We start from the raw sequence: 24,228 nt of genomic DNA on the forward strand, positions 1-24,228 counted from the left end.
CAGGCGACGCCGCGACCGGCTGCCTGCCCTTCCGCCGCGACGCGCTGCCGCGCTCAGCAGTTCGTATTCAACTCGTGGCAGTCGGCGCGGCGCACTTCCTCGACGAACTTGCGCATCTTGTGGCCGTCCTTGATGCCGGGCTGGCTCTCGATGCCGCTGGACACGTCCACGCCCCACGGCAGCGTGGCGATGATCGCGTCGAACACGTTGTCGCCATTGATGCCGCCGGCGAGCAGGAACGGCCGGTGCAGGCCGGTGGGCAGCCGCGACCAGTCGAAGGTCTTGCCCGAGCCGCCGCTTTCGCCCGGGGCGTGGCTATCGAACAGGAAGCCGGCGGCGTTGGGGTACTGCAGTTGCAGGGTGCGCGCGTTGACCTCGCCGCCGCCCATCGGCACCGCCTTCAGGTACGGCAGGTTGAAGCTGCGGCAAAAGCCGTCGTCCTCGTCGCCGTGGAACTGCAGCAGGGTCGGACGCACGGTGCGCAGGACCTCGCGCACCTCGTCCTTGGGGTTGTCGCGGAACAGCGCCACCACGTCGACCATGGGCGCGGCGGCCTGGCGCATCGCCCGCGCCTCGGCCGGCGCCACTCGCCGCGGGCTGCCATGGGCGAACACGAACCCGATCGCGTCCACGCCCAACTCGCCTGCCAGGCGGATGTCGCCGGCGCGGGTCATGCCGCAGAACTTGATGCGGGTGCGATACAACGTGCGATTCATAGCGTGACCTCGTCCGGAAGCGTCCAGTGGGCGGGATAGAGGGGACCGACGAACACCAGGCCCTGCGGCGGTGCCGTCGGGCCGGCGACGCGGCGGTCGCGTCCCGCGAGCAGTTCGCCAATCCAGGACACCGGCTTTTCGCCCGTTCCCACCATGACAAGGGAACCAACGATATTGCGCACCATGTGATGAAGGAATGCATTGGCCTGGACCTGGATCTCGACCAGGTCGCCGCTGCGGCTCACGGTGATCGACTGCAGCTCGCGGCGCGCGTGCAGCGCCTGGCACTGCACGCTGCGGAAGGCGCTGAAGTCCTGCTCGCCCAGCAGTGCCTGCGCCGCCGCGTGCATGGCCTCGGCCTGCAGCGGGCGCCGCTCCCAGCTCAGGGTCTGCCGGTACAGCGCCGGGCGCACCTGGCGGTTGAGCAGGCGGTAGCGGTAGCGGCGCGCGCGCGCCGAGAAGCGCGCATGGAAGTCGTCGGCCACCGGTACGCACCAGCGCACGCACACCGAGGGCGGCAGCCGCGCGGTGGCGCCCAGCATCCAGCCGCGCGCCGGGCGCGGCGCATCGCAATCGAAATGCACCACCTGGCATTCGCCGTGGACGCCGGCATCGGTGCGGCCGGCGCAGACCACGCCCACCGGCGCGTCGGCCACCGACGACAGCGCCGCCTGCAGCGTGGCCTGCACGCTGGGGCCACCGCTCTCGCCGAGCTGCTGCCAGCCCTGGAACTCGCTGCCGTCGTACTCCACGCCTAGCGCGTAACGCATGGCGACCTCCACTGCAGTCGGACACGGGCGTCGGCCCGCTGCGTGGCCGCCTCGCGCCTGGAACAGCACAGTACGCCTGTCACTACGCAGCCGTGGCGGCTGTGCCCCGACAAGACGGGATGCGTGCACGCGCGCACGCCCGTGCTCGCCCACCGCCGACGGGCAGGGTGCCGCGCCGCCGTCCCGCTCCAGGCCGGACGGCCGCGGCGAGCGCGCCGCGCGCCGCCTGCCCGCATCAGTCCAGCCGTCCCAACAATTGCAGCGCCTCGGCGCGCGCGGCCGGGTCGCCGCTGGCCGCGACCTCGGTCAGCAAGGTACGAGCGGTCTCGTTGTCGCCCAGGTCCATGTACGCCACCGCCAGTTCCAGCCGCTCGCGGCCCACCGGCGGATACGGCGACGGCGCTTCGGCCGGTGCCGGTGCCGGTGCCGGTGCGGCAGGCTCCGGTGCGACAGGCTGGTGCCAGGTCGGCTCCTGCCGGCCGGCGCCGGCGTCGCTGTCGACAGGAAGGTCGCTGCTCGGCAACGCGGACAGCGACGGCGGTTGCCGCCAGGACCTCTCGGCCGCGGACTCGACGGCCGGGGCGGCCTCCGGATGGGTGTCGGCCGGGTCGACGGAATGCAGGTCGTCGTTGCCCGCGGACAGCGGCGCATCGGCCGACGCATCGCGCATCGACTGCTGCGCCAGCACGCGCTCGAAGGCGTCGTCGTCGAGCGTGGGGTGGTGGTCGGCGTGATCGTCGGCAACGTGGTCGACGTGGTCGGCGCGCTCCCACGCCGGCAGCGCCTCCTCGTCGCGGGCGGCCGCAGCCTCCTCGACCAACGGCTGGGGTTCCAGCGGCGGCAGTTCCGGTGCATCGACATCGCGGTGCGCGACCACCGGCACCGCGGCGCTGGCCGCCAGTGCCGCGTCATCGTCGCGCGGCAACGGCGGCAGCGGCGACGGCTTGCGCCGGCGCGACAGCAACCAGGCGCCAAGGCCCAGCACCAGCAGGCTCAGCCCGCCCCACAGCCACAGCGGCCAGCCGGTATTGGCCGGCGCGGCCGCGGCGGCCGGCGCCGCCTGCCCGGCCTGGGCCAGGCGCTTCTGCGCCGCGGCCAGGTCGCTGTCCTTCAGCGCGATCAGTTGCTGCTGCTGGGCCTTGAGCTTTTCGAGCTGCTCCACCCGCGAGCGCAGTTCCTGAACCTCGGCATCGCGTGCCGCGAGGTCTTCGCGCGCCTGCTGCAATTGTTGGGTCGCCACCATGTCTCCTTCGTCGCCGGCACCCGTGCCGGACTTGGTTCCCGCCTCGCGGCGCGTCGCCGGCACCGCCGGCGCGATTTCCAGGCGCGCGCCGGACGCGGCCGCCGTCGCCGCGGCGGCCGGCTTGGCTGCGGCCTGCGCCGTCGCCGCGTCCTGCTGCGCCTGTGCCGGCTGCGGCACCGGCGCGCGCGCCTGGCGCCATTGCGCCGCCTGCTCGCGCACCACCGCCTCGGCCGCCGCGGCATCCAGGCTGGCCAGGTCCTCCTCGCGCGGCGTGCGCAGCACAGCGCCCTGCTTGAGCAGGTTGAGATTGCCGCGGATAAAGGCGTCCGGGTTGGCGCGCAGCAGCGCGACCATGGTCTGATCGAGCGAATGGCCGTTGCCGCGCGCGAGCTGGCCGGCGATCTGCGACAGGGTCTGCCCGGCGCGCACCGGCGCCAGCGCATCGCCTGGCGCGGCCGCGGGGGCCGGCACCGGACGCGGCGTGGCGGCCGGCCTCGCACTCGGCGTCGCTGGCGTCGCGGCGGCCGCCGGCGCTGGGGCGGCCGTGGATGCCTCGCGGGTGATGCGGTCGGACGGCTGCGCCGCGGCCGGTGCATCGATCGCCGGCGCGTCGATCGCCGCAGCGGTGTTGGGGGCGTCGATCAGTGCCGAATACTCGCGGATCAGCCGCCCCTGGCCCCAATCGACCTCGATCAGGAAGCTCAGCGACGGCACGTCGACCGGCATGCGGCTGCTGACCTGGATCACCGCGCGGCCCTTGCGGGTCTGGGTGAAGCGGAACTGCAGATCGCTGACCAGGCCCTGCGGGCGTTCCAGCCCGACCCGCGCGAAGGTCGCCGGCGAAGCCAGCGCCACCCGCGCCCGCTCCAGTTCGCCCGGCTCGTTGGAGATCACCGGGATCTCGGCCAGGAACGGCTCGCCCGGCTTGGACAGCACGCGGATATCGCCCAGGCCCAATGCCAGCGCCGCCTGGCTGCAGGCCAGCAACAGCAGCGCAGCGGCCGCGCGACAGACATGGCGCAGCGCAGGCGCGGTGGACACCGCATCGCCGCTGCGGCGACGGAACAAACGTGGTTGTAGGCGCATCCCGCCCCTGCCCCTTGGAGTCATGTCGTCAATATATATGAAGCGGGGATTGGGGATTTGGGATTTGGGATTCGTTGCGGGCAGGGCACTGCAGCGGCGGGGGTGTGGTCGCGGGTGCGCGAGCGGCTTCTCTTCCCTTGCGGGATCCGTGGACAGACGAACACTGCGACGCCCCCTTGTCCTGTAGGAGCGGCTTCAGCCGCGATGGCGTTCCCGGGAATGCTTCGTCGCGGCTGAAGCCGCTCCTACGGATGCGCCCGTCATCATCGCGCCCGCAGGCGTTATCGCATCCTCTTCTTGCAGCACGATACGGACCCCGGACACGACAACGGCCAGGGCATGCGCCACTGGCCGCTGCGTGATTGCCTGGAGATACCGCGCTTCGCAGCGCCGAAACGGCGCTGCACGGCTCTTACGAATCCCCAATCCCGACTGCCAAATCCCGGCCCCTCAGCCCTCCTGGGCCACCAGCTCGGCCAACTGCACCGCATTGAGCGCGGCGCCCTTGCGGATGTTGTCGGCCACCACCCACAGGTTGAGGCCGCGCGGGTGCGAGAAATCCTCGCGGATGCGGCCGACGAACACCGGGTCCTTGCCCGAGGCATGGGTCACCGGGGTCGGATAGCCGCCGGCCTTGTGCTCGTCGACCACCTCCACGCCGGCAGCGTTGCGCAGCAGTTCGCGCGCCTGCTCCGGGGTGATCTTGCGCTTGGTCTCGATGTTGACCGCCTCCGAGTGGCCGAAGAACACCGGCACGCGCACCGCGGTGGGGTTCACCAGGATGCTGCTGTCCTCGAGGATCTTCTGCGTCTCCCACACCAGCTTCATCTCTTCCTTGGTGTAGCCGTTGGGCTGGAAGTCGTCGATGTGCGGGATCAGGTTGAAGGCGATCTGCGCCTGGAACTTCTGCGGCTCGATGTCCTGAAACGCCAGCAGCTGCGCGGTCTGCTTGCCCAGTTCCTCCATGCCCGAGCGGCCGGCGCCGGACACCGACTGGTAGGTGGCCACGTTGATGCGCTCGATGCCGTATTCCTTGTGGATCGGCGCCAGCACCGGCATCAGCTGCATGGTCGAGCAGTTGGGGTTGGCGACGATGCCGCGCGGACGGTGCTTCAGGGCGTGCGGATTGACCTCCGACACCACCAGCGGCACGTCGTCGTCGTAGCGGAAGGTCGAGGAGTTGTCGATCACCACCGCGCCGGCCGCGGCGAACTTCGGCGCGTACTCCTTGGAGATGCCGCCGCCGGCAGAGAACAGCGCGATGTCCACGCCGGCCGGGTCGAAGGTGGCCAGGTCGAGCACGGTGACCTTCTGGCCGTTGAACTCGACCTGGCCGCCGGCCGAGCGCTCGGAGGCCAGCGGGTACAGCGTGGCGACGGGAAAACCGCGCTCGGCGAGGATGCTCAGCATGGTTTCGCCGACGGCACCGGTGGCGCCGACGACGGCGACGTTGAAACGACGGGTTGCATTGCTCATGGAAGGATTCGATCCGCAGGAAGAAAAAGGGGAGGAACAGCCGCACTGCCACGTGGATTCGGGGAACCTGCCGTGCGCGCCGCGCACAGGGCCTCAGGCTCCCTATCGTTTTTTGTCCGCCATCGCCCGCGCGCCGCCGCCGGCCGCGGCGATCGCGTCCAGGTTCAGCGCATTGGGCGGACGCCCGGCGTCGGCACCGATGCCCAGCGCGGCAAGCAGGTTGTCCACCGCCAGCGCCACCATCGCGCGGCGCGTGGCCACGCTGGCGCTGCCGATGTGCGGGGTCAGCACCACGTTGCGCAGCGCCAGCAGTTCCGGACGGATCGCCGGCTCGCCTTCGAACACGTCCAGCCCGGCCGCGGCCAGGCGCCCATTGGCCAGTGCGTCGGCCAGCGCGACTTCATCGACCAGGCCGCCGCGGGCGATGTTCACCAGCGTCGCGGTCGGCCGCATCTTGGCCAGCGCCGCCGCGTCGACGATGTGGTGCGACTGTGCGCTGTACGGCAGCACCAGCAGCAGGTGGTCGGCGCGTGCCAGCAGTGCGTCGAAGCCGACGTATTCGGCGCCATGCGCGCGCTCCACCTCGGCCGGCAGGCGGCTGCGGTTGTGGTACAGCACGCGCATCGAGAAGCCGGCGGCGCGGCGCGCGATGGCCTGACCGATCCGGCCCATGCCGAGGATGCCCAGCGTGCTGCCGTGGACATCGGCACCCAGCATGGTCTGGAACGACCACTGCTGCCACTGCCCCGCGCGCAGCCAGCGTTCGGCCTCGCCGATGCGCCGCGCGGCGGCCATCAGCAGGGCGAAGCCGAGATCGGCGGTGGTCTCGGTGAGCACGTCGGGGGTGTTGGTGGCGACGATGCCGGCCGCGCTGAGCGCGTCCAGGTCCAGATTGTTGTAGCCGACGCCCACGTTGGCGATGGCGCGCAACCGTGGCGCCCCGGCGATCTCGGCGGCGCCGATGCGCTCGTTGAGGGTGACCAGGGCGCCGTCCAGCGGCGCCAGCGCCTGCGCCAGGTCCTGCGGCGAATACTTGGTCACGTCCGCGGTGGTGGTCAGCGCGCAATGCGCGCCCAGCCGTGCGACGACATCGTCGAACAGCGGCTGGCTGACCCACACCCGCGGCCGCGACTCAGCCATCGCCACCGCCGGGGATGCGCGGCGTCACCGTGCCGACGTCGCCGCATTGCGCGCGGTGGCGCAGCGCCTGGTCCATCAGCACCAGCGCCATCATCGCCTCGGCGATCGGGGTGGCGCGGATGCCGACGCAGGGATCGTGGCGGCCGGTGGTGATCACGTCCACCGCCTGCCCGTCCACGTCCACCGTGGCGCCGGGCAGGCGCAGGCTGGAGGTGGGCTTGAACGCAACCGAGACGACGACCGGCTGGCCGGTGGCGATGCCGCCGAGCACGCCGCCGGCGTGGTTGGACTGGAACCCGTCCGGCGCGATCAGGTCGCGATGGTCGGTGCCCTTCTGGGTCACCGCGGCGAAGCCGTCGCCGATCTCCACGCCCTTGACCGCATTGATGCTCATCATCGCCGCGGCCAACTCGCCGTCGAGCTTGCCGTAGATCGGCTCGCCCCAGCCCGCGGGCACGCCGTCGGCGACCACGGTCACGCGCGCGCCGATCGAATCGCCGGACTTGCGCAGCGCATCCATGTACGCCTCCAGCTCCGGCACCTGCGGCGCATGCGGCCAGAAGAACGCGTTGTCTTCCACCGCGTCCCAGGCGAAACCCTGCGGCAGCAGCGGCCCGAGCTGGGACAGGTAGCCGCGCACGCGCACGCCGTAGCGCTGCGCCAGCCACTTCTTGGCGATGACGCCGGCGGCCACGCGCATGGTGGTCTCGCGCGCGGACGAGCGCCCGCCGCCGCGCGGATCGCGGATGCCGTACTTCTGCCAGTAGCTGTAGTCGGCATGGCCGGGGCGGAACTGCCGGGCGATGTCGGTGTAGTCCTTGCTGCGCTGGTCGGTGTTGCGGATCAGCAGGCCGATCGGGGTGCCGGTGGTGCGGCCCTCGTAGACCCCGGACAGGATCTCGATGGCGTCGGCCTCGCGCCGCGCCGAGGTGTGCCGGCTCTTGCCGGTGGCGCGGCGCTGCAGGTCGTGGGCGAATTCGCTGGCGTCCAGCTCCAGCCCCGGCGGGCAACCGTCGACCACGCAGCCGATCGCCGGCCCGTGCGATTCGCCGAAGGTGGTGACGGTCAGCAGCGTGCCGAAACTGTTCGCGCTCATGGCCGTGGCGTCACCGGTCCGCGGCCAGCGCGGCGATGCGCGCGTGGTGCGTCAGCAGTTCGCTGCGCTCCACCGCGAAGATGCCCATCTGCCCGACCTTGAACTCGACCCAGGCGAAATCCACTTCCGGCAGCAGCTGCGCCAGCGCGCGCTCGGACTCGCCGACCTCGCAGATCAGCAGCCCGTCCTCGCTCAGGTGCGCCGGGGCGTCGCGCAGGATCTTCAGCGCCAGGTCCAGCCCGTCGTCGCCCGCCCGCAGGCCCAGTTCCGGCTCGTGCGCGTATTCCGGCGGCAGCGCGTCGGTCTCGGCGTGGGTGACGTAGGGCGGATTGGTCACGATCAGCTCGTAGCGGCGCCCGCCCAGCCCGGCGAACAGGTCGGACTTGACCAGTTCGACGTTGTCGGCCAGCAGCCGCTCCTTGTTCTCGGCGGCCAGGCTCAGCGCGTCGTCGCTGATGTCGACCGCGTCCACCTGCCAGTTCGGGTTGTAGTGGGCCATGGCGATGGCGATGCAGCCCGAGCCGGTGCACAGGTCCAGCGCGCGCTCGACCGGGCGGCCGGCCAGCCACGGCTCGAAGCCGGCCTCGATCAGTTCGGCGATCGGCGAACGCGGCACCAGGGCGCGCGCATCGCTCTTGAAGCTGAGCCCGGCGAACCAGGCCTCGCCGGTGAGGTAGGCGGCGGGGATGCGCTCGGCGATGCGGCGCTCGAACAGCGCCAGCACCTGCGCCTTCTCCGGCGTGGTGACCCGAGCGCTGCCGTAGGCCGGGCCCAGGTCGTGCGGCAGGTGCAGCGCGTGCAGCACCAGTTGCGTGGCCTCGTCCAGGGCGTTGTCGTAGCTGTGGCCGAAGCTCAGCCCGGCGGCGTTGAAACGGCTGGTGCCGTAGCGGATCAGGTCGATGATCGTGTGGAGTTCGGCGGCCGCGTCGGCAGTCATGGCAACAGGCAAGGCAATGTGGCCCCCGATTATAGAGGCCCGGCCGCTATGATGAGCGTTCGTTGCATGGGAAATCAGTATGTTCAACCGCACCTTCGGCATCGTCCTGGTGGTTGCCCTGGCCGCCGGCCTGGGGCTGCTGCTGGCCCAGAAGTACTTCGGCGGCAGCGCCGCCCCGGCCTGGCCGGAGACCCGCACGGTGCGCATGTATCCGCAGCCGCGGCCCCTGCCCGACTTCCACCTGCGCCAGACCGACGGCACGCCGCTGGTGCCGGGCGAACTCAAGGGCCACTGGACCCTGGTGTTCCTGGGCTTCACCGCCTGCCCGGACGTGTGCCCGACCACCCTGGCCGACCTGGCGCGCGCGCAGAAGCAATGGGAGACGCTGCCGGACACGCTGCGCCCGCGCGTGCTGTTCGTCTCGGTCGACCCGCAGCGCGACACCCTGCCGCGGCTGGGCGAGTACGCCCATGCCTTCCATAAGGACACCATCGCCGCCACCGCCGACGTGCCCGAGCTGGAGCGCTTCGCCACCGCGCTGGGCTTCGTGTTCCAGAAGGTGCCGGGCAAGCACTACGCCGAGAACCCGAACGACTACAGCATGGACCACTCCGCCGCGATCGCGGTGCTCGACCCGCAGGGCCGCCAGGCCGGGCTGATCCGCCCGCCGTTCGATGCCGCGGCGATCGCCGCCGACCTGCAGGCCCTGACCAAGGCCACCGCCCCATGAGCCTGACCACCCGCCTGACCTACGTGCTGCCGCACCGGCTGCTGTCCTCGCTGGCGCGGCGCCTGGCCTATTCGTCGCGGCCCGGACTGAAGCAGTGGCTGATCGACACGGTGGTGCGCCGCTTCGGCGTGGACCTGAGCGAGGCCGCGCAACCGGATGCGCGCGCCTACCCGACCTTCAATGCCTTCTTCACCCGTGCGCTGAAGCCGGGTGCGCGTGTCGCCGATCCCGATCCGCAGGCGCTGCTGATGCCGGCCGACGGCCGCATCAGCCAGCTCGGCCGGATCGAGGACGGGCGCATCTTCCAGGCCAAGGGGCAGTCGTTCACCGCCGCCGAACTGCTCGGCGACGACGCCGCGGCGGCGCCGTTCGCCAACGGCCTGTATGCCACCGTGTACCTGTCGCCGCGCGACTACCACCGCGTGCATATGCCCTGGACCGGCACCTTGCGCGAAACCGTGCACGTGCCGGGGCGGCTGTTCAGCGTCGGCACCGACGCGGTGCGCAGCGTGCCGCGCCTGTTCGCGCGCAACGAGCGCCTGGTCTGCCATTTCGACACCGACTTCGGCCCGATGGTCTCGGTGATGGTCGGCGCGCTGCTGGTGTCCGGCGTGGAAAGCGTGTGGAGCGGCGTGGAGATCCCGCGCTACGCCGACCGCATCACCCGCAAGGATTGGCGCGGCAAGGGCATCACCCTGCAGCGGTTCGAGGAAATGGCGCGCTTCAACTACGGCTCCACGGTGATCGTGCTGCTGCCGCCTGGCGTGGCCGCGTTCGATCCGGCGCTGAAGGCGGAATCGCCGGTGCGACTGGGGCAGGCACTGGCGCGGCTGGTGCGCTGAAGCGCGCGGGGCCGCGGCGCGGCCCCTTGCGGGGAGTGTTTTTGTGGGAGGGACTTCAGTCCCGACGCCTCGACGGTGAAAGACCGAAGGCATGTGCTGGATGGTGTTGTCGACGCCTCGCCTGAGACTGCGGCCGCCGTACCCTCATCCGGCGCTGCGCGCCACCTTCTCCCGGAGGGAGAAGGGATTGGATTGCGCTTTTGTCTCGCAGCGCGTGTGCAGCGCCCCCCTGTGGGAGGGACTTCAGTCCCGACGCATGGACGGTGGACGGGCCGCCTTTCCCTGCAATGGATGACGGCAAGCTACACGCCCGAGACTGCGCATGGCCCGACCCTCATCCGGCGCTGCGCGCCACCTTCTCCGCGGGCAGAAGGGATCCCTACTTCTCGCAGCCCACCAGCTTCAGCGACTGGCCCGGCTTCAACGCATAGCCCGGGGCACGCAGGCCATTGGCCTTGGCCAGCTCCTTCAGGTCGCAGTCGTGGCGGTCGGAAATCCGCCCCAACGTGTCGCCCTTGGCCACGCGGTAGCTGCGCACCTGCTTCTGCTTGGGCTTGGCCGGCGCGGGACGGCCGGTGGCCACCGTGGTCGGCACGCCGGCGACCGGGCTGACGTCGCCCACGGCGACGTTGCCGGTGAGGTCGGCGGCCGGCGCCGGGCTGCCGCTGCGCACCGCGGCAGTGACGTCGGCGGTGATCAGCGCGCGCGCCAGGTCGGCGCGCGGGCCGCTGACGCAGTAGCGGTTGTACAGGCCGACGATCTTGGTGGTGGCGTTGATGGTCACCCCGGCCGGGATCCAGCCGTCCGGCTCGTAGCGCGGGTTGAGGTTGCGCAGCGCGCGCATGTAGCCGTCGCGGGTGCCGTCGCTGCCCAGGCAGATGGTCAGTTCGTAGATGGTGGTGGACTTGGCCAGGCGCAGCGTGGCCGGCTGCGCATTGATCTTGGGGAAGGCCACGCCGTACTGCTGCGGGTGCAGGAAGATCCACGCCGCGGCGATCACCATCGGCACGTAGTCCTTGGTCTCGGCCGGGAACTGGTTGTACACCGAGGCGTCCCAGAAGCTGCGGCCTGGCATCTGGTTGAACACGCGCGCCGCACGGCCTTCGCCGCCGTTGTAGCCGGCCAGGGCCAGTTCGACGCTGCGGTTGAGCTCGGCCATGCGCTCGTTGATGTAGACCGCGCTGGCCTCGGCGGCACTGCGCGCGTCGTAGCGGGTATCGAAGCCGGTGCCGTCCGGGCCCAGGCCGAAACGGCGCCCGGTGGCCGGCATGAACTGCATCAGCCCGGCGGCGCCCACCCGCGAGTTGGCGTGCACGCGACCGTTGGACTCCTTGGCGATGATGCCGAACAGCAACGCCTCCGGCAGGCCGCGCTTCTCCCACTCCGGCCACATGATCGCGCGCAGGTTCTGGTAGTTCTCGTAGCTGCTCATCAGCGCCGGGCGCATGTCGGTCAGCCAGCGGCGGATGCCGGCCTGCACCGCCGGGTTGTACTCCACCATCGAATCGAAGGCGTGGCGCTTGTCGTTGAGCAGGCGCGCCGCGCGCGCGGCTTCCGGCACGTCGGCGGCCAGCGGGCTGATGTGGTCGGGGTCGGCCTGCAGCGGCGCCGCGTCTTCGTCGTCGGCGGCATCGGTATCGCTGGCCTGGCCCTGCGCGTCGGTCTTGGCCTTGAGCAGGCGCTTGTACGCGCCCAGGTAGGTGCCGACCTCGCAGCCACGCTGCTTGATGCAGGCCTGGATCACGTCCTCGATGTCTTCCAGCGCGGCGTCGCTTTCCTGGGTGCCCTTGGGGTCGCTGTTGCCGACCAGCACCATGGCGTCGTTGTAGCGCTTCTCGGCGGCGGCCAGGCGCTGATCGAGGACGGCGATGGCGGCCTGGTCGCGGGCGGACACGCGGGCATGGGCGGCAGGAGCGGTGCAGGTCAGCGCCACGGCAGCCGCGACGGGCCACGCGTGGGTGAAGCGAAACGGAAGGGGCATGGTGGGACGCGGCGACGGAAAGGCCGCAGGGTAGCCCCCGCCGTCGCATCGCGGCAAGGTCGCCGCGGCCCTGGCCCGACCCGCGGCGGGCCGACGTTCATGGCCGGCGCGCGTCCCGCGCTGCAACACGGGCACCGCGCGCACCGCGCCCGCGCCCCGCGATGCCGTCGCCACTCCCGTGCCGCAGCATCGAACGGCCAAACCACACAAAGAACTCATTTCGCGGGGTGCGCCGGTGTCCGCATGGCGTCGCGGCGCGCCTGGCGCACCCGTGCGCGTTCGGCCATCCCGCAGACGCTCTAGAATCCAGGCACCTCATTGCGGACCCCGATATGGACCCGATCCTGCTAGGCAAAGGCGTGACCGACGACATCGCGGTGCTGCTGCAACCGCGCCTGGGCAACCGCCACGGCCTGGTCGCCGGCGCCACCGGCACCGGCAAGACCGTGACCCTGATGACCCTGGCCGAAGGCTTCTCGCGGATCGGCGTGCCGGTGTTCCTGGCCGACGTGAAGGGCGACGTGGCCGGCCTGGCGATGCCCGGCGACGGCAACGAGAAGGTGCTGCAACGCGCCAGGGAGATCGGCGTGACCGACTACGCCCCGGCCGCCGACCCGGTGGTGTTCTGGGATCTGTACGGCAAGCTCGGTCATCCGGTGCGCACCACCGTCAGCGAGATGGGCCCGACCCTGCTGGCGCGCGTACTGGAACTCAACGACACCCAGGCCGGCGTGCTCGACATCGTGTTCAAGCTGGCCGACGACCGCGGCTTGCTGCTGCTCGACCTGGACGACCTGCGCGCGCTGCTGGCGCTGGTGGTGGAAGAGCGCAAGGACATCTCCACCGAATACGGCCTGATCAGCGCGCAGTCGGTGGCGGCGATCCAGCGCGCGCTGCTGCGCCTGGCCCAGGACGGCGGCGAAGGTTTCTTCGGCGAGCCGGCGCTGGACCTGGCCGAGCTGATGCGGGTCGACCACGACGGCCGCGGCGTGATCGGCATCCTCGCCGCTGCGCAACTGGTGCTCAAGCCGCGGCTGTACTCGACCTTCCTGCTGTGGCTGCTGTCGGAACTGTTCGAGCAACTGCCGGAAGTGGGCGACCTGGACAAGCCCAAGCTGGTGTTCGTGGTCGACGAGGCGCACCTGCTGTTCGACGACGCGCCACCGGCGCTGGTGCAGCGCATCGAGCAGGTGGTGCGGCTGATCCGCTCCAAGGGGGTTGGCGTGTACTTCTGCTCGCAGTTTCCCGACGACGTGCCCGACAGCATCCTCGGCCAGCTCGGCAACCGCGTGCAGCACGCGCTGCGCGCCTACACGCCGCGCGACCAGAAGGCGGTGCGCACCGCCGCCGACACCTTCGTCGCTAATCCCAAGCTGGACGTGGCCAAGGCCATCTCCCAGCTCGGTACCGGCGAGGCGCTGGTGTCCACGTTGCAGGACAAGGGCGTGCCATCGCCGGTGCAGCAGACCCTGATCGCGCCGCCGCGCTGCCGCATGGGCGCGATCACCGAGGCCGAGCGCGCGCAGGTGCGCGCCGGCAGCCCGGTCGGCGCGCGCTACGACACGCCGGTCAACCGCGAATCGGCGGCGGAGCTGCTGGCGCGCCGCGTCGAGCAGAGCGCCGACCGCAGCGCCGCGCCGCCAGCACGCACCCGCGAACAGGACGAGGCGCAGGACAGCGGCTTCGGCCAGGCGGTCAAGGACGCGGTGTTCGGCACCAAGCGCCGCCAGGGCATGCTGGAGGCGATGGCCAAGCAGACCTCGCGCACCATCGGCAACCGCATCGGCCAGCAGATCGTGCGCGGCATCTTCGGCAGCATCTTCGGTGGCAGGCGCTGAGCGCAGCCGATGCCAAAGGACGCTCCAGCATGGACAGAAACGCGATGAGCGCCTTTCAATGATGTCGCGGGCGGACAAGCTGACAACGCTCCAGGGAAGCTGCCACTGCGGCTGCCTGACCGTCGCGTTCTCGACGGATCAATCGGCAGAGGACATCCGTCCGCGCGCCTGCGACTGCAGCTTCTGCCAGAAGCATGGTGCGGCATACGTTTCCGATCCCGCCGGCACGCTGCGACTGACGGCCACGCATGCCGAGGCCGTGCATCGTTATCGCCAGGGCGCAGAGGCCGCCCACTTCCAGCTGTGCCGCCAGTGCGGGGTACTGGTCGCGGTCACGTTCGAGCATCAGGGGCGGCTTTACGGTGCCGTCAATGCCGGCTGTCTGAACAAGACGCCCGCGCTGGGGGCCGCAACGCCGGTTTCACCGCAATGGCTGGACGCCGAAGCAAAAAAGGCCCGATGGTTGCAGGCGTGGGTGCCGGACGTGCAATGGGTCATCGCTGACACCTGAGCATGCCTGCCGCACACCGTCGCCACCAGCGATCGACAGGCCCGGCCTGCAGAACGGTGGATTCGCGGGTACGCGCGGCCTTCGATCCAGGCGATGCCACGCGCAGATACAACAACCGACAACGCTACGCTAGGCCAGCAGCCCGTGCAGCTTGGCGTACTGCAGCAGCATGATGGTCTTGGCGTCGGCGATCTCGCCGGTGTCGATCATCGCCAGCGCGGCATCGAGCGCCAGCTCCAGCACCTCGATCTCCTCGCCCTCGGCGGCCACGCCGCCGCCGGCGCCGACCTTGTCGCGGTCCACGTACTCGCCCACGAAGAAATACAGCCGCTCGGTCACCGAGCCCGGACTCATGAACGCCTCGAACACCTTGCGCACGTTCTCGATCCGGTAGCCGGTCTCCTCTTCGGTTTCCTTGCGGATGCAGGTCTCCGCATCGTGGCGATCGAGCAGCCCGGCGCAGGCCTCGATCAGCATGCCGTCGGGATTGCCGTTGAGCAGGGTCGGCAAGCGGAACTGGCGGGTCAGCATCACCGTGCCTTTGGCGCGGCTGTACAGCAGGATGGTGGCGCCGTTGCCGCGGTCGTAGGCCTCGCGCGTGAGCGCCTGCCAGCGGCCGTCCTGGCGCTGGAAATCGAAGCTGACCTTGCGCAGCACGTACCAGTTGTCCGACAGCACTTCGATGTTGGTGACGCGCACGCGCGGATTGCCGGAAACGAAGGAAGGGTCCAAGCGAGACTCCTGGGATGGGAACGGCGAAACGACGGGCTCGACGCGAGACACGCGCACTCGCCGCTGGGCGTGCAGTGTAGCCAGCGCACGCGGCGCCGCTGCGACACGGGTAGCGCTTTGCGCGGCAGCACGCACTCCCGTGCCACCCCGGCCGTCGCTGCCGCACCGCTGCCACGGCCAGCGCGCGATTGCACCGGCTGCGGCCGACCCGCACAATCGTCTCACTTCGTAGACAGGGGGCGTCATGGAAGATCGTCGTCGCGCGGGCGCAAGCCGCGCCCATCGCAGCACACCCGAACCGTTCTGGGCGCGCACCCGCGCCATCGCGCTGTATCCGCTACGCGGCGGCGCACTGTACGCGCTGATCGCGCTGACCCTGTGCAGCCTGCTGGGCATGCTGCCCGGCATCGGCTGGATCCTGGGCATCGTCACCACCCTGGCGATCTACAAGTACGCCTTCGAGATCCTGCGGCACACTGCCGACGGCTACCTGGACGCGCCGGAACGCGGTTTCGATGTGGGCGACGGCGTGGTGCTGCGGCTGCTGGCGATGATGATCCTGCTCGGCGTGGCGGTGTTCGCTGCGCTGCTGCTGGCCGGCCCGGTCGGTGGCCTGCTGATGCTGCTGGCGGTGGTGCTGCTGCAGCCGGGCATCCTGATTTCCCTGGCGATGGACGGCAGCCTGCGCCGCGCGCTGAACCCGGCCGTGTCGATCGGCCTGGCGCTGCGCATCGGCTGGCCGTACCTGGCTGCGTTCGGCCTGCTGTTCGTGATCCAGGCCAGCGCACTGAGCGCCGCCGCCTGGCTGCAGCGCGCCCTGCCGCCGCTGGTCGCCGACCTGGCGGTCACCGTGGTGACGATCTGGGGCCTGTTCGCCGCCTTCCACCTGCTGGGCTATCTGGTCTACCAGTATCACGCCGTGCTGGGCTACGAACCGGCTGCCGAGGCGGCCAACGCCTTCGCCCGCCACGACCCGGACCAGCGCGTGCTCGACGAGGCCGAGCAGTTGGTGCGCGACGGCCACACCGATGACGCGCTGCAGGTGCTGCGCAGCGAAGTGCGCACCCGCGCGGTGAGCCTGGGCGTGCACGAGCTGTACCAGCGCCTGCTGCGCGGCAGTGCGCGCCACGACGAACGCCGCGACCACACCCGCCAGTACATCCACCGGCTGCTGCAGGAAAAGCAGGAACGGCGTGCGCTGGCCTTGCAGCGCGAGGCGCTGGATGCCGCCCCCGACTTCGCGCCGCTGCTGCCAGAACAGGCCACGCTGCTGGCCGAACGTGCGCAACTGGCGGGCCAGTTCCGGCTCGCCGCCGACGGCCTGCAGGCCGCGCTGCGTGCCTGGCCGAAGGCACCGGAATACAGCACGTGGTCGCTGCAGGCCGCCTTGCTGCTGGCCGAGCGCTTTGGCGAAGACGCGCAGGCGCGCAGCCTGCTGGAGGACGCGCTGACCCGCTGCGACGATGACGTGCAGCGCGGCAAGCTGCAGGCGGCGTTGCGCGCGGTGACGATCGCGCCGGTCTAGGGCCGGCAATGCGGCATGCGCCCCACACGCGCCGGACAACGCCCTCAGGCGTTGGCGAGCAGGAACCGCGCCTTGTCCGCCGGCGGTAAATCCGGGTAGCGCACGATCAGCGCCTCCAGTACGCGCCGCCACTCCGCCGTGGCCTGGCGTTCGCCGTGGCCCAGCGCGAGCCGGAACCAGGCCTGCGCCTGCTGCTCGCGTGGCGAGACCGCATCCTGCGCCAGCAGCGCCTCCGCCTCCGCCAACAAGCCCAGCGCCATCCAGCGTGCGAACAGCGCCGCGCGCATCGGCGCATCCAGGTCGCCGGCCGCCTGCAGCACCCCAGCCTGCTGCCGCGCCTCCTGCAGTGACGGTGCCGGTAGCCGCAGCACCTCCAACGCCCTGGTCCGCGCCGACGCCGCCTGGCCGGCATTGGCGGCCAGGCGGTAGCGCGCCAGCGCCACATCGAAGCGCTGCGGCGCTTCCGCGGCCAGCGCCTCCAGCAGCACGCCAGCCTGGTGGTGTTCCATCCGCCCCAGGTGCGCCTGCGCACGCGCCCAGCGGTCGTCGAGGGGCGCATCGGCCTCGTCGCGCAGGAACGCCTCGCGGGTCTGTCCGGCCGCCACCAGCACCGCGCCGAGCAGCGCGCCGACCACCAGGCCGCCGGCATGCGCGTCGAAGCCGATGCCGGCATCGCCGTTGCACAGCAAGTTGTACAGTTCCCAGCCCAGCCACAGCGGCAGCAGGGCGATGGCCGGGGCGCGCACATAGTCGAACAGCACCGCCGCCCAGTAGAAGAAGCGCACCGGGCGCCGCCCCCACACCACGCAGAACGCGCCCATCAATGCGGCAATGGCACCGGAGGCGCCGAGCCCCGCCCCGGCTTCGCCCCAACGCCACCACAGGCTCGCCGCGCTGGCACCGAACGCACCGAGCAGGTACACCGCCAGGAACCGCCAGCCGCCGATCGCGCCTTCCAGCAAGGTGCCCAGCGCCAGCAGGAACAGCATATTGCCGACCAGGTGCAGGGCGTCGGCATGCAGGAAGGCCGACGTGAGCATACGTGCCGGCGCCCATTCGGAGCTGCGCTGCACATGGCGCAGGGTGAACACGCGCTGCAGCAGCGCGTCGTAGTGCGCGCGCAGCGGCGCCCAGGCCTGCCGGGCATCGGCGTCCGCGAATGCGTTGCCGTCGCGCATGGCCTGCACGAAGCGCACGTCGTGCAGGGTGGTGGCACCGACGAAGGCCGGCCGCTCCGCCGCCGGCACCTGCTGCAGCCGTGCCAGCGCCTCGCGCTCGCCACTGCGCTCCAGGTAGCGCGCATAGGCCGGCGCTTCCAGCGCGCCGAGTCCGGAGTCCAGGTACACGCGCAGCGCCTGCCGCAGCGGCGCCCCGTCGTGGCGCTGCCAGCCGACGTAGACCGCGACGTTGAGCAGGATCAGCAGCAGCGTGACCAATGGGAAGTTGTCCCGCGACAGCGGCTTGTGCAGCGGCAGGATCAGCATCGGGCGACGGTCGTGTGCGGGGCGGCGCCAGCTTCGGCCATCGCCTGCGGGTGCGCAAGCCGCAGGCACGCGCTAGCATCGCCACCCCGCTCCACCGCAGTCGCATCGATGAGCCGCTGGCGGCCCCCTGCCGAGAAAAGCACCGCCCTGATCACCCCGGAAGGCCATGCCCGGCTCAAGGCCGAACTGGACGAACTGTGGCGGGTGCGCCGCCCCGAGGTGGTCAAGGCACTGGCCGCGGCCGCGGCCGAGGGCGACCGTTCGGAGAACGCCGAGTACACCTACCGCAAGAAGCAACTGGGCGAGATCGACCGCCGCGTGCGCTACCTGAGCAAGCGCCTGGAAGCGCTGCGCGTGGTCGCCGAGGCGCCGTCGGACCCTCAAGCGGTGTTCTTCGGCGCGCACATCGAACTGGAGGACGCCGACAGCGGCGAACTGCGCCGCTACCGCATCGTCGGCCCGGACGAGACCGACGCGTCGCGCGGCTGGATCAGCATCGATTCGCCGCTGGCGCGGGCCCTGCTGAAGAAGCGCGTCGACGACGAAGTGGAAGCGCAGCTGCCCGGCGGCCGCCACAGCTTCGTGGTGGTGGCGGTGGACTACGCCACGCCGTGAGCGCGCGGCGCCGTGGCGCCCCGCATGCGGCCGCCTGCGGCCTCAGAGCACCCGCAGGTCCAGTGGCCGCGCCGGCGCCGCGGGCGCCGGCAACGCATCGCCGAACAGGTCGTGCTCGTCGCTGTCGGTGATCTCCACCTGCACCAGATCGCCCGGCTTGAGCCCGAGTTCGCCGCCGTTCTGGATGTGCACCAGGCCATCGATCTCCGGCGCATCGGCCTTGGAGCGCGCCACCGCGATGCCATCCTCCAGCAGGTCGACCAGGCACTCCTGCACGCTGCCGATCTTGGCTTCCAGACGCGCGGCGGAAATCGCTGCCTGCCGCTCCATGAAGCGCGCCAGCCGCTCCTGCTTGAGTTCTTCCGGCACCGGATCCGGCAGCGCATTGGCGCTGGCGCCCTCCACCGGCGAATAGGCGAACGCACCGACGCGGTCCAGCTGCGCGGCGTCCAGGAACTCCAGCAACTGCTCGAACTCGGCGTCGGTCTCGCCGGGGAAGCCGACGATGAAGGTCGAACGCAGCGTGATCTCCGGGCACAGCGCGCGCCAGCGCTGCACGCGCTCCAGGGTGCGCTCCACCGCGCCCGGCCGCTTCATCAGCTTGAGGATGCGCGGGCTGGCATGCTGGAACGGGATGTCCAGGTACGGCAGCAACTTGCCCTCGGCCATCAACGGAATCACGTCGTCCACGTGCGGATACGGGTACACGTAGTGCAGGCGCGCCCACGCGCCCAGTTCCGACAGCCCCTCGCACAGCGCCTTCATCCGCGTCTGGTAGGCGCGGCCGCGCCATTCGCGCTCGGCGTACTTGAGGTCCACGCCATAGGCCGAGGTGTCCTGCGACACCACCAGCAACTCGCGTACCCCGCCCTTCACCAACCGCTCGGCCTCGCGCAGTACCTCGTCGACCGGGCGCGACACCAGGTCGCCGCGCATCGACGGAATGATGCAGAAGCTGCAACGGTGATTGCAGCCTTCGGAAATCTTCAGGTAGGCATAATGCCGCGGCGTCAGCTTGACCCCGATGTCGTCCTCGGCGCCCCGCGCACGCGGCAGCAGGTCCACGAACGGGTCGTGGCGCGGCGGCAGCGCCGCATGCACCGCTTCCATCACGCTCTGGTAGTCCTGCGGGCCGGACACCGCCAGCACGTCCGGATAGGCCGCGCGGATCTGCTCCGAACGCTTGCCCAGGCAGCCGGTGACGATGACCTTGCCGTTCTCGGCCATGGCCTCGCCGATCGCCTCCATCGACTCGGCCACTGCCGAATCGATGAAGCCGCAGGTGTTGACCACCACCACGTCGGCCGCGTCGTAGCTGGGCACGATCGCGTAACCCTCCACGCGCAGTTGGGTGAGGATGCGTTCGGAATCGACAAGGGCTTTGGGGCAGCCGAGCGAAACGAACCCCACCTTCGGAGGCAGCTGGTCAGCAGGGGAGGCAGGCAGAACGTTCTTCACAGGGTCACCGATTCGCGTGGGCGCAGATGCCCTGGCTGATAACCCTTGGAATTTTACCTTGCAGAGGGTGGGGATGCGCAAAAGCGCCTCTACCGCTGCACCCTGGCGGCTGAACGCGCCGCGCGGTCAACGGGGCACGGCGATGATCTGCACCGAATCGACCAGGGTCCTGGACCACACATCGTCGCGATTGCCGTTGGTCAGGTAGACGATCACGTAATGGTCGTCCAGATTCGCGCCGTAGAGAATGCGCACGCGCACCTTGGTGCCACCGTCATGGCCCAGTTCATGCCAGCGCCCCTGTTCGCCGTAATCCCAGCCGGATGCAAAGCCGCCCTGCGCGCCATTGGGAAACAGATAAGGGCGCCAGTGCTTCAACAGCGCCGCGCGCGAGACGAGCTTCCCATCGGCGATGGCCGACATGAAGGTGTCCACGTCCTCGAGGGTTGAAACGATGCAGCCTTGGGCGATGGCGTAATCGGGCCACCGGATCGGCGCATCGACGACGGCGCGCCCGTTGTCCGCGTGGTAGCTCGCGACCATCCCGACGGGCGGACGTGCCGGCTCCAGCACCGTCCCGCGCAAGCCCAGAGGCCGGATGATCCGCTCTTCAACCAGCATCCGGTAAGGCTTGTGCGTCACGCGCTGCAGAACCGCCGCGAGCACGAGATAGTTCGTCCCCGCATAGCGCGTCTGGGCATCCGGCGCCGAGGTGGAGGGCCGCTTGCTTGCGGCGGCCAATGCCGCCTCCAGCGTCGGCGGGAACGGCCGATCCAGATGCTGGGGATCGAAGAAGTCCGGCAGCCCGGTGACGTGATTCATGAACTGCTCGACGCGGAGGGAGCGCCACGTCTCGGGCAGGTTGGGCACGTAGCGCGAAGCCGGCGCCGCCAGATCGATCCTGCCCTCTTCCACCAGTTGCAGCACCAGCGTGTTGGTGAACAGCTTGCTTACCGAATAGATCGGGAATGGCGTCTTGGACGTGATGGGCTGTCCGCCGCCCATTGCCGTCGTGCCGGTGGCCCCTTCATAGACCAGCTCGCCATTGTGCCTCACCCGTACCGCCTGGGCCGGAATGCCATGACCCAAAGCATTGGCCTTGAGCTGCGCGTCCAGCGCCTCCTTCAGATCGCTGGCGCTACCCGACCCACTGGCCGCAAGAAAGAGACCGACGATGACAAACCATCGTTTCATGTTGCCTCCCGATCCCCGGGCGCAAGCGCGCCAGACGCCATGCGGCGATGCCCGGATGGTAGCAGCAGGGCCGCTCCCCACGGACAGGCCTGCGGCGCTCTGGGACGCCGAGATCGGATGTTGGATCCCAACGACAGCGGATGCCTGAAGAGGAGCGCAGCGCGTCGTCGTCCCGCAGCGCCGCCGGGCGGCCGCCCCGGGCGTGCCTCCGCGCTCACCCCGGTTTAGCCCGCGCGATGGATAATCGGCCGCTCCCCCACTCCACAGGATTCCCCGCATGGGCCACTGGACCACGCTCGACACCGCTCACGGCCAGGTTTCCGCCTGGCACGCCCTGCCCGAGGGCACGCCGCGCGGCGGCCTGGTGGTCATCCAGGAGATCTTCGGGGTGACCGACTACATCCGCCAGGTCGCCGACCGCTACGCCGCGCACGGCTACGAAGTGCTGGCGCCGGCGCTGTTCGATCCGGTGGAGAAGGACGCGCAGCTGGCCTACGACCAGGAAGGCGTGCGCAAGGGCCTGGAACTGGTCGGCGCGCTCGGCTTCGACCGCGCCCTGGATATCGTGCAGGCGGCGGCACAGGCGCTGGCGCCGGCCGGCAAGGTCGGCACCCTGGGCTACTGCTGGGGCGGCAGCGTCGCGTTGTTGTCGGCGCTGCGCCTGGGCCTGCCCTCGGTGAGTTACTACGGCGGCCGCAATACCCAGTTCCTGGACGAGACGCCGAAGGCACCGGTGCTGTTCCACTTCGGCGCCCAGGACGGCAGCATTCCGGCCGAATCGATCCAGCAGCACCGCGAGAAGCTGCCGCAGATGCAGACCTTCGTGTACCCGGCCGGGCACGGCTTCGACCGCCACGTGGATCCGAACCACTACGACGCCGACAGTGCCGAGCTCGCCCGCGAACGCAGCCTGGCGTTCCTCGCCGAGCACCTGGGCTGAGCCGCGGCATGGTCGACTTCGTCCTGGACCCGCGGCTGCAGGCCGACAGCGCGTTCGTCGCCGACGGGCCGCTGTCGCAGGTGCGGCTGATGGACGACGCCCGCTTCCCGTGGCTGCTGCTGGTGCCGCGGGTGGCCGAGGCCAGCGAGTGGATCGACCTGGACGGCGGCCAGCAGCGCCTGCTGCTGGCCGAGATCAACCAGCTCTCGCAGTTGCTGCGGCAGGAGCCGGGCGTGCACAAGCTCAACATCGGCGCACTGGGCAACGTGGTGCGGCAACTGCACGTGCACGTGCTGGGGCGGCATCCGGGCGATGCCGCCTGGCCCGGCCCGGTGTGGGGCAGCGGCGCGGCACAGCGGCTGCCGGCCGAAGAACTGCAGGCGCGTGTTGCGGCGTGGCGCCAGCGGCTACGATAGGCGCCCTTTTTTGCGGAAGCCACGCCTCCATGAAATCCAATGTGATCGCCGCCATCGTGCTGATCGTGATCGGCCTGGTGTTCCTGGCCAACAACCTGGGCTGGACCAACCTGAGCCTGGGTCGGCTGATCGCCACCTGGTGGCCGGCGATCCTGGTCGCGGTCGGCGTCGGCATGCTGTTCGGCCGCGGCAAGTAGGTGGAGCCGGGATTGGGATTGGGGATTTGGGAGTGGGGATTCGCAAAGCGATCCCCACTCTTAGCGGCGACGTCGCGTTAGCGGCTTTCGGGAGCGACGCCTGCAAACGCAGGGGCGCCGTGTCGCGACTGCGGGCTCAGCGGCGGACGTTGACCACGCGGGTGCCGGCGATCAGATCGTGCAGGCAGCGCTTGTCCTGGCGGAAGATGAACAGCGCGTCCACCAGGGCGTAGATACCGCCGACGATCGGCAGCAGCGAGATCGCCTGGGTCGGCAGGTAGCGCAACGCGATCAGGCGCCAGAACGGCGGCTGCCCGCCGTCCAGGTCGGCGATGCGGATCCACAGCAGCTTCTTGCCCCAGGTCTGGCCGCTCTTGGCCAGCGGGTAGCCCTGCACCAGCAGGAAGATCACCATGCCCAGCACGCCGTAGCCGAGCGTGGTCAGGAACGACACCTGCACGCCGCTGCGCGCGGCCTCCATGACCTTGCCGAAGTAGCCGGTCAGCGCCGCCACCGGCAGGAACGTCGCCAGCGAGATCACGCCATCGATCAGCGCCGCGCCGAGGCGCTCGCCGCGGCCGGCGAGGACCTCGCCGCCGGTGGCGTCCGGCAGCGCGGGCGGCAACGCCGCGTCCGGGGCCTGGTAGGGATTGGGGTCGTTCATTGCGCGCTCCTTGTGCTGTAGGAAAGATCGGGTGGGGTCAGGTCTTGGGCAGGGTCACGCCGGTCTGGCCCTGGTACTTGCCGCCGCGGTCCTTGTAGCTGGTCTCGCAGACGTCGTCGGCATCGGACTGGAAAAACAGCATTTGCGCGACGCCCTCGTTGGCGTAGATGCGCGCCGGCAGCGGCGTGGTGTTGCTGAATTCCAGGGTCACGTGCCCTTCCCACTCCGGCTCCAGCGGGGTGACGTTGACGATGATGCCGCAACGCGCATAGGTGCTCTTGCCCAGGCACACCACCAGGGTGTCGCGCGGGATGCGGAAGAACTCCACGGTACGCGCCAGCGCGAAGCTGTTGGGCGGGATGATGCACTCGTCGGCCTCGATGTCGACGAAGCTCTTGGGATCGAAGTGCTTGGGGTCAACGATGGTGGAGTTGATGTTGGTGAACACCTTGAACTCGCGCGAGCAGCGCACGTCGTAGCCGTAGCTGGAGGTGCCGTAGCTGACGATGCGCTGGCCGTCGACCTGCTTGACCTGGCCCGGTTCGTAGGGCGCGATCATGCCGTGCTGTTCGGACATGCGGCGGATCCAGCGGTCGCTCTTGATGCTCATGGGGCCTTCCTGATGCGGTGGCGGCGG

General features: G+C 70.3%; 23 protein-coding genes. 9 read left to right on the forward strand and 14 right to left on the reverse strand.

All coding sequences use genetic code 11. The features are described from left to right. Nucleotides 1–53: 53 nt before the first annotated feature. The 7 genes from NUG21_RS13710 to prmB all read right to left on the reverse strand — a co-directional run bounded on the left by NUG21_RS13710 (nucleotide 54) and on the right by prmB (nucleotide 8,464). A complete protein-coding gene (locus tag NUG21_RS13710; protein WP_019798168.1) occupies nucleotides 54–716 on the reverse strand; it encodes a phosphoribosylanthranilate isomerase in 663 nt (220 codons plus the stop codon). Then, nucleotides 713–1,486, reverse strand: coding sequence for a tRNA pseudouridine(38-40) synthase TruA (gene truA, locus NUG21_RS13715; RefSeq protein WP_242081286.1), 774 nt, complete (start codon nucleotides 1,484–1,486; stop codon nucleotides 713–715). Before truA ends, NUG21_RS13710 begins: the two co-directional genes overlap by 4 nt. Nucleotides 1,487–1,721: 235 nt before the next feature. Then, entirely contained in the window at nucleotides 1,722–3,722 is a 2,001-nt protein-coding gene (locus tag NUG21_RS13720) for a motility hub landmark protein FimV (RefSeq protein ID WP_263393087.1), read from the reverse strand. A gap of 543 nt (nucleotides 3,723–4,265) precedes the next feature. Further along, nucleotides 4,266–5,291, reverse strand: coding sequence for an aspartate-semialdehyde dehydrogenase (locus tag NUG21_RS13725; protein WP_263391154.1), 1,026 nt, complete (start codon nucleotides 5,289–5,291; stop codon nucleotides 4,266–4,268). Between the two features lie 102 nt (nucleotides 5,292–5,393). Next, nucleotides 5,394–6,431 (reverse strand): 2-hydroxyacid dehydrogenase, encoded by a 1,038-nt coding sequence (locus NUG21_RS13730; RefSeq protein WP_263391155.1) that lies wholly within the window; start codon nucleotides 6,429–6,431, stop codon nucleotides 5,394–5,396. Next, complete coding sequence (gene aroC, locus NUG21_RS13735) at nucleotides 6,424–7,527, reverse strand: chorismate synthase (protein WP_263391156.1); 1,104 nt, start codon at nucleotides 7,525–7,527, stop codon at nucleotides 6,424–6,426. Before aroC ends, NUG21_RS13730 begins: the two co-directional genes overlap by 8 nt. A gap of 10 nt (nucleotides 7,528–7,537) precedes the next feature. Beyond that, nucleotides 7,538–8,464 carry a 50S ribosomal protein L3 N(5)-glutamine methyltransferase gene (gene prmB, locus NUG21_RS13740; protein WP_160960969.1) on the reverse strand — a complete coding sequence of 309 codons (927 nt, stop codon included), beginning with the start codon at nucleotides 8,462–8,464 and terminating at the stop codon, nucleotides 7,538–7,540. 79 nt (nucleotides 8,465–8,543) lie between these two features. On the opposite strand from prmB, the gene NUG21_RS13745 reads away from it, so the two are divergent. Together NUG21_RS13745 and asd are read left to right on the forward strand one after the other, a co-directional pair. Further along, nucleotides 8,544–9,194: an SCO family protein gene (locus NUG21_RS13745; RefSeq protein ID WP_010340523.1), complete on the forward strand. Its 651-nt coding sequence runs from the start codon at nucleotides 8,544–8,546 to the stop codon at nucleotides 9,192–9,194. Continuing rightward, nucleotides 9,191–10,036 (forward strand): archaetidylserine decarboxylase, encoded by an 846-nt coding sequence (asd, locus tag NUG21_RS13750; protein ID WP_263391157.1) that lies wholly within the window; start codon nucleotides 9,191–9,193, stop codon nucleotides 10,034–10,036. Before NUG21_RS13745 ends, asd begins: the two co-directional genes overlap by 4 nt. A gap of 379 nt (nucleotides 10,037–10,415) precedes the next feature. Here asd and NUG21_RS13755 read toward each other — a convergent pair whose 3' ends face one another. Beyond that, nucleotides 10,416–12,017, reverse strand: coding sequence for a transglycosylase SLT domain-containing protein (locus NUG21_RS13755; RefSeq protein ID WP_242081291.1), 1,602 nt, complete (start codon nucleotides 12,015–12,017; stop codon nucleotides 10,416–10,418). 161 nt (nucleotides 12,018–12,178) lie between these two features. On the opposite strand from NUG21_RS13755, the gene NUG21_RS13760 reads away from it, so the two are divergent. Then, nucleotides 12,179–13,855 carry a helicase HerA-like domain-containing protein gene (locus NUG21_RS13760; protein WP_263391158.1) on the forward strand — a complete coding sequence of 559 codons (1,677 nt, stop codon included), beginning with the start codon at nucleotides 12,179–12,181 and terminating at the stop codon, nucleotides 13,853–13,855. A 58-nt stretch (nucleotides 13,856–13,913) separates the two neighbouring features. After that, nucleotides 13,914–14,366 carry a GFA family protein gene (locus NUG21_RS13765; protein WP_263391159.1) on the forward strand — a complete coding sequence of 151 codons (453 nt, stop codon included), beginning with the start codon at nucleotides 13,914–13,916 and terminating at the stop codon, nucleotides 14,364–14,366. A 129-nt stretch (nucleotides 14,367–14,495) separates the two neighbouring features. On the opposite strand, the gene nudK is transcribed toward NUG21_RS13765, so the two are convergent. After that, nucleotides 14,496–15,098, reverse strand: a complete 603-nt coding sequence (gene nudK, locus NUG21_RS13770; protein WP_019797082.1) for a GDP-mannose pyrophosphatase NudK — start codon at nucleotides 15,096–15,098, stop codon at nucleotides 14,496–14,498. Between the two features lie 244 nt (nucleotides 15,099–15,342). Here nudK and NUG21_RS13775 point away from each other — a divergent pair, with 244 nt between their 5' ends. After that, nucleotides 15,343–16,623 carry a transcriptional adapter gene (locus tag NUG21_RS13775; protein ID WP_263391160.1) on the forward strand — a complete coding sequence of 427 codons (1,281 nt, stop codon included), beginning with the start codon at nucleotides 15,343–15,345 and terminating at the stop codon, nucleotides 16,621–16,623. 44 nt (nucleotides 16,624–16,667) lie between these two features. On the opposite strand, the gene NUG21_RS13780 is transcribed toward NUG21_RS13775, so the two are convergent. Next, entirely contained in the window at nucleotides 16,668–18,107 is a 1,440-nt protein-coding gene (locus NUG21_RS13780) for a rhomboid family intramembrane serine protease (RefSeq protein ID WP_263391161.1), read from the reverse strand. Between the two features lie 108 nt (nucleotides 18,108–18,215). Here NUG21_RS13780 and greB point away from each other — a divergent pair, with 108 nt between their 5' ends. Beyond that, nucleotides 18,216–18,722: a transcription elongation factor GreB gene (gene greB / locus NUG21_RS13785; RefSeq protein WP_263391162.1), complete on the forward strand. Its 507-nt coding sequence runs from the start codon at nucleotides 18,216–18,218 to the stop codon at nucleotides 18,720–18,722. A gap of 42 nt (nucleotides 18,723–18,764) precedes the next feature. Here greB and rimO read toward each other — a convergent pair whose 3' ends face one another. After that, nucleotides 18,765–20,168, reverse strand: coding sequence for a 30S ribosomal protein S12 methylthiotransferase RimO (gene rimO, locus NUG21_RS13790; protein ID WP_263393088.1), 1,404 nt, complete (start codon nucleotides 20,166–20,168; stop codon nucleotides 18,765–18,767). Between the two features lie 138 nt (nucleotides 20,169–20,306). Further along, on the reverse strand, nucleotides 20,307–21,374 hold the full coding sequence (locus NUG21_RS13795; RefSeq protein WP_263391163.1) for a serine hydrolase domain-containing protein: 1,068 nt from the start codon (nucleotides 21,372–21,374) through the stop codon (nucleotides 20,307–20,309). A 277-nt stretch (nucleotides 21,375–21,651) separates the two neighbouring features. On the opposite strand from NUG21_RS13795, the gene NUG21_RS13800 reads away from it, so the two are divergent. From NUG21_RS13800 to NUG21_RS13810, 3 genes are read left to right on the forward strand one after another with little or no spacing between them, the layout of a single operon-like run. Next, nucleotides 21,652–22,314, forward strand: a complete 663-nt coding sequence (locus tag NUG21_RS13800; protein WP_160947776.1) for a dienelactone hydrolase family protein — start codon at nucleotides 21,652–21,654, stop codon at nucleotides 22,312–22,314. Nucleotides 22,315–22,322: 8 nt separating this feature from the next. Continuing rightward, complete coding sequence (locus NUG21_RS13805; protein ID WP_242081300.1) at nucleotides 22,323–22,730, forward strand: HIT domain-containing protein; 408 nt, start codon at nucleotides 22,323–22,325, stop codon at nucleotides 22,728–22,730. 29 nt (nucleotides 22,731–22,759) lie between these two features. Then, nucleotides 22,760–22,927, forward strand: a complete 168-nt coding sequence (locus tag NUG21_RS13810; RefSeq protein ID WP_003467495.1) for a LiaI-LiaF-like domain-containing protein — start codon at nucleotides 22,760–22,762, stop codon at nucleotides 22,925–22,927. A gap of 136 nt (nucleotides 22,928–23,063) precedes the next feature. Here NUG21_RS13810 and NUG21_RS13815 read toward each other — a convergent pair whose 3' ends face one another. Both NUG21_RS13815 and dcd read right to left on the reverse strand, forming a co-directional pair. Further along, on the reverse strand, nucleotides 23,064–23,591 hold the full coding sequence (locus tag NUG21_RS13815) for an RDD family protein (protein WP_263391164.1): 528 nt from the start codon (nucleotides 23,589–23,591) through the stop codon (nucleotides 23,064–23,066). A 37-nt stretch (nucleotides 23,592–23,628) separates the two neighbouring features. Further along, nucleotides 23,629–24,201 carry a dCTP deaminase gene (gene dcd / locus NUG21_RS13820; RefSeq protein ID WP_010340509.1) on the reverse strand — a complete coding sequence of 191 codons (573 nt, stop codon included), beginning with the start codon at nucleotides 24,199–24,201 and terminating at the stop codon, nucleotides 23,629–23,631. Between the last annotated feature and the right edge of the window lie 27 nt (nucleotides 24,202–24,228).

Source organism: Xanthomonas sp. CFBP 8445, from assembly GCF_025666235.1.
GTDB lineage: Bacteria > Pseudomonadota > Gammaproteobacteria > Xanthomonadales > Xanthomonadaceae > Xanthomonas_A > Xanthomonas_A indica.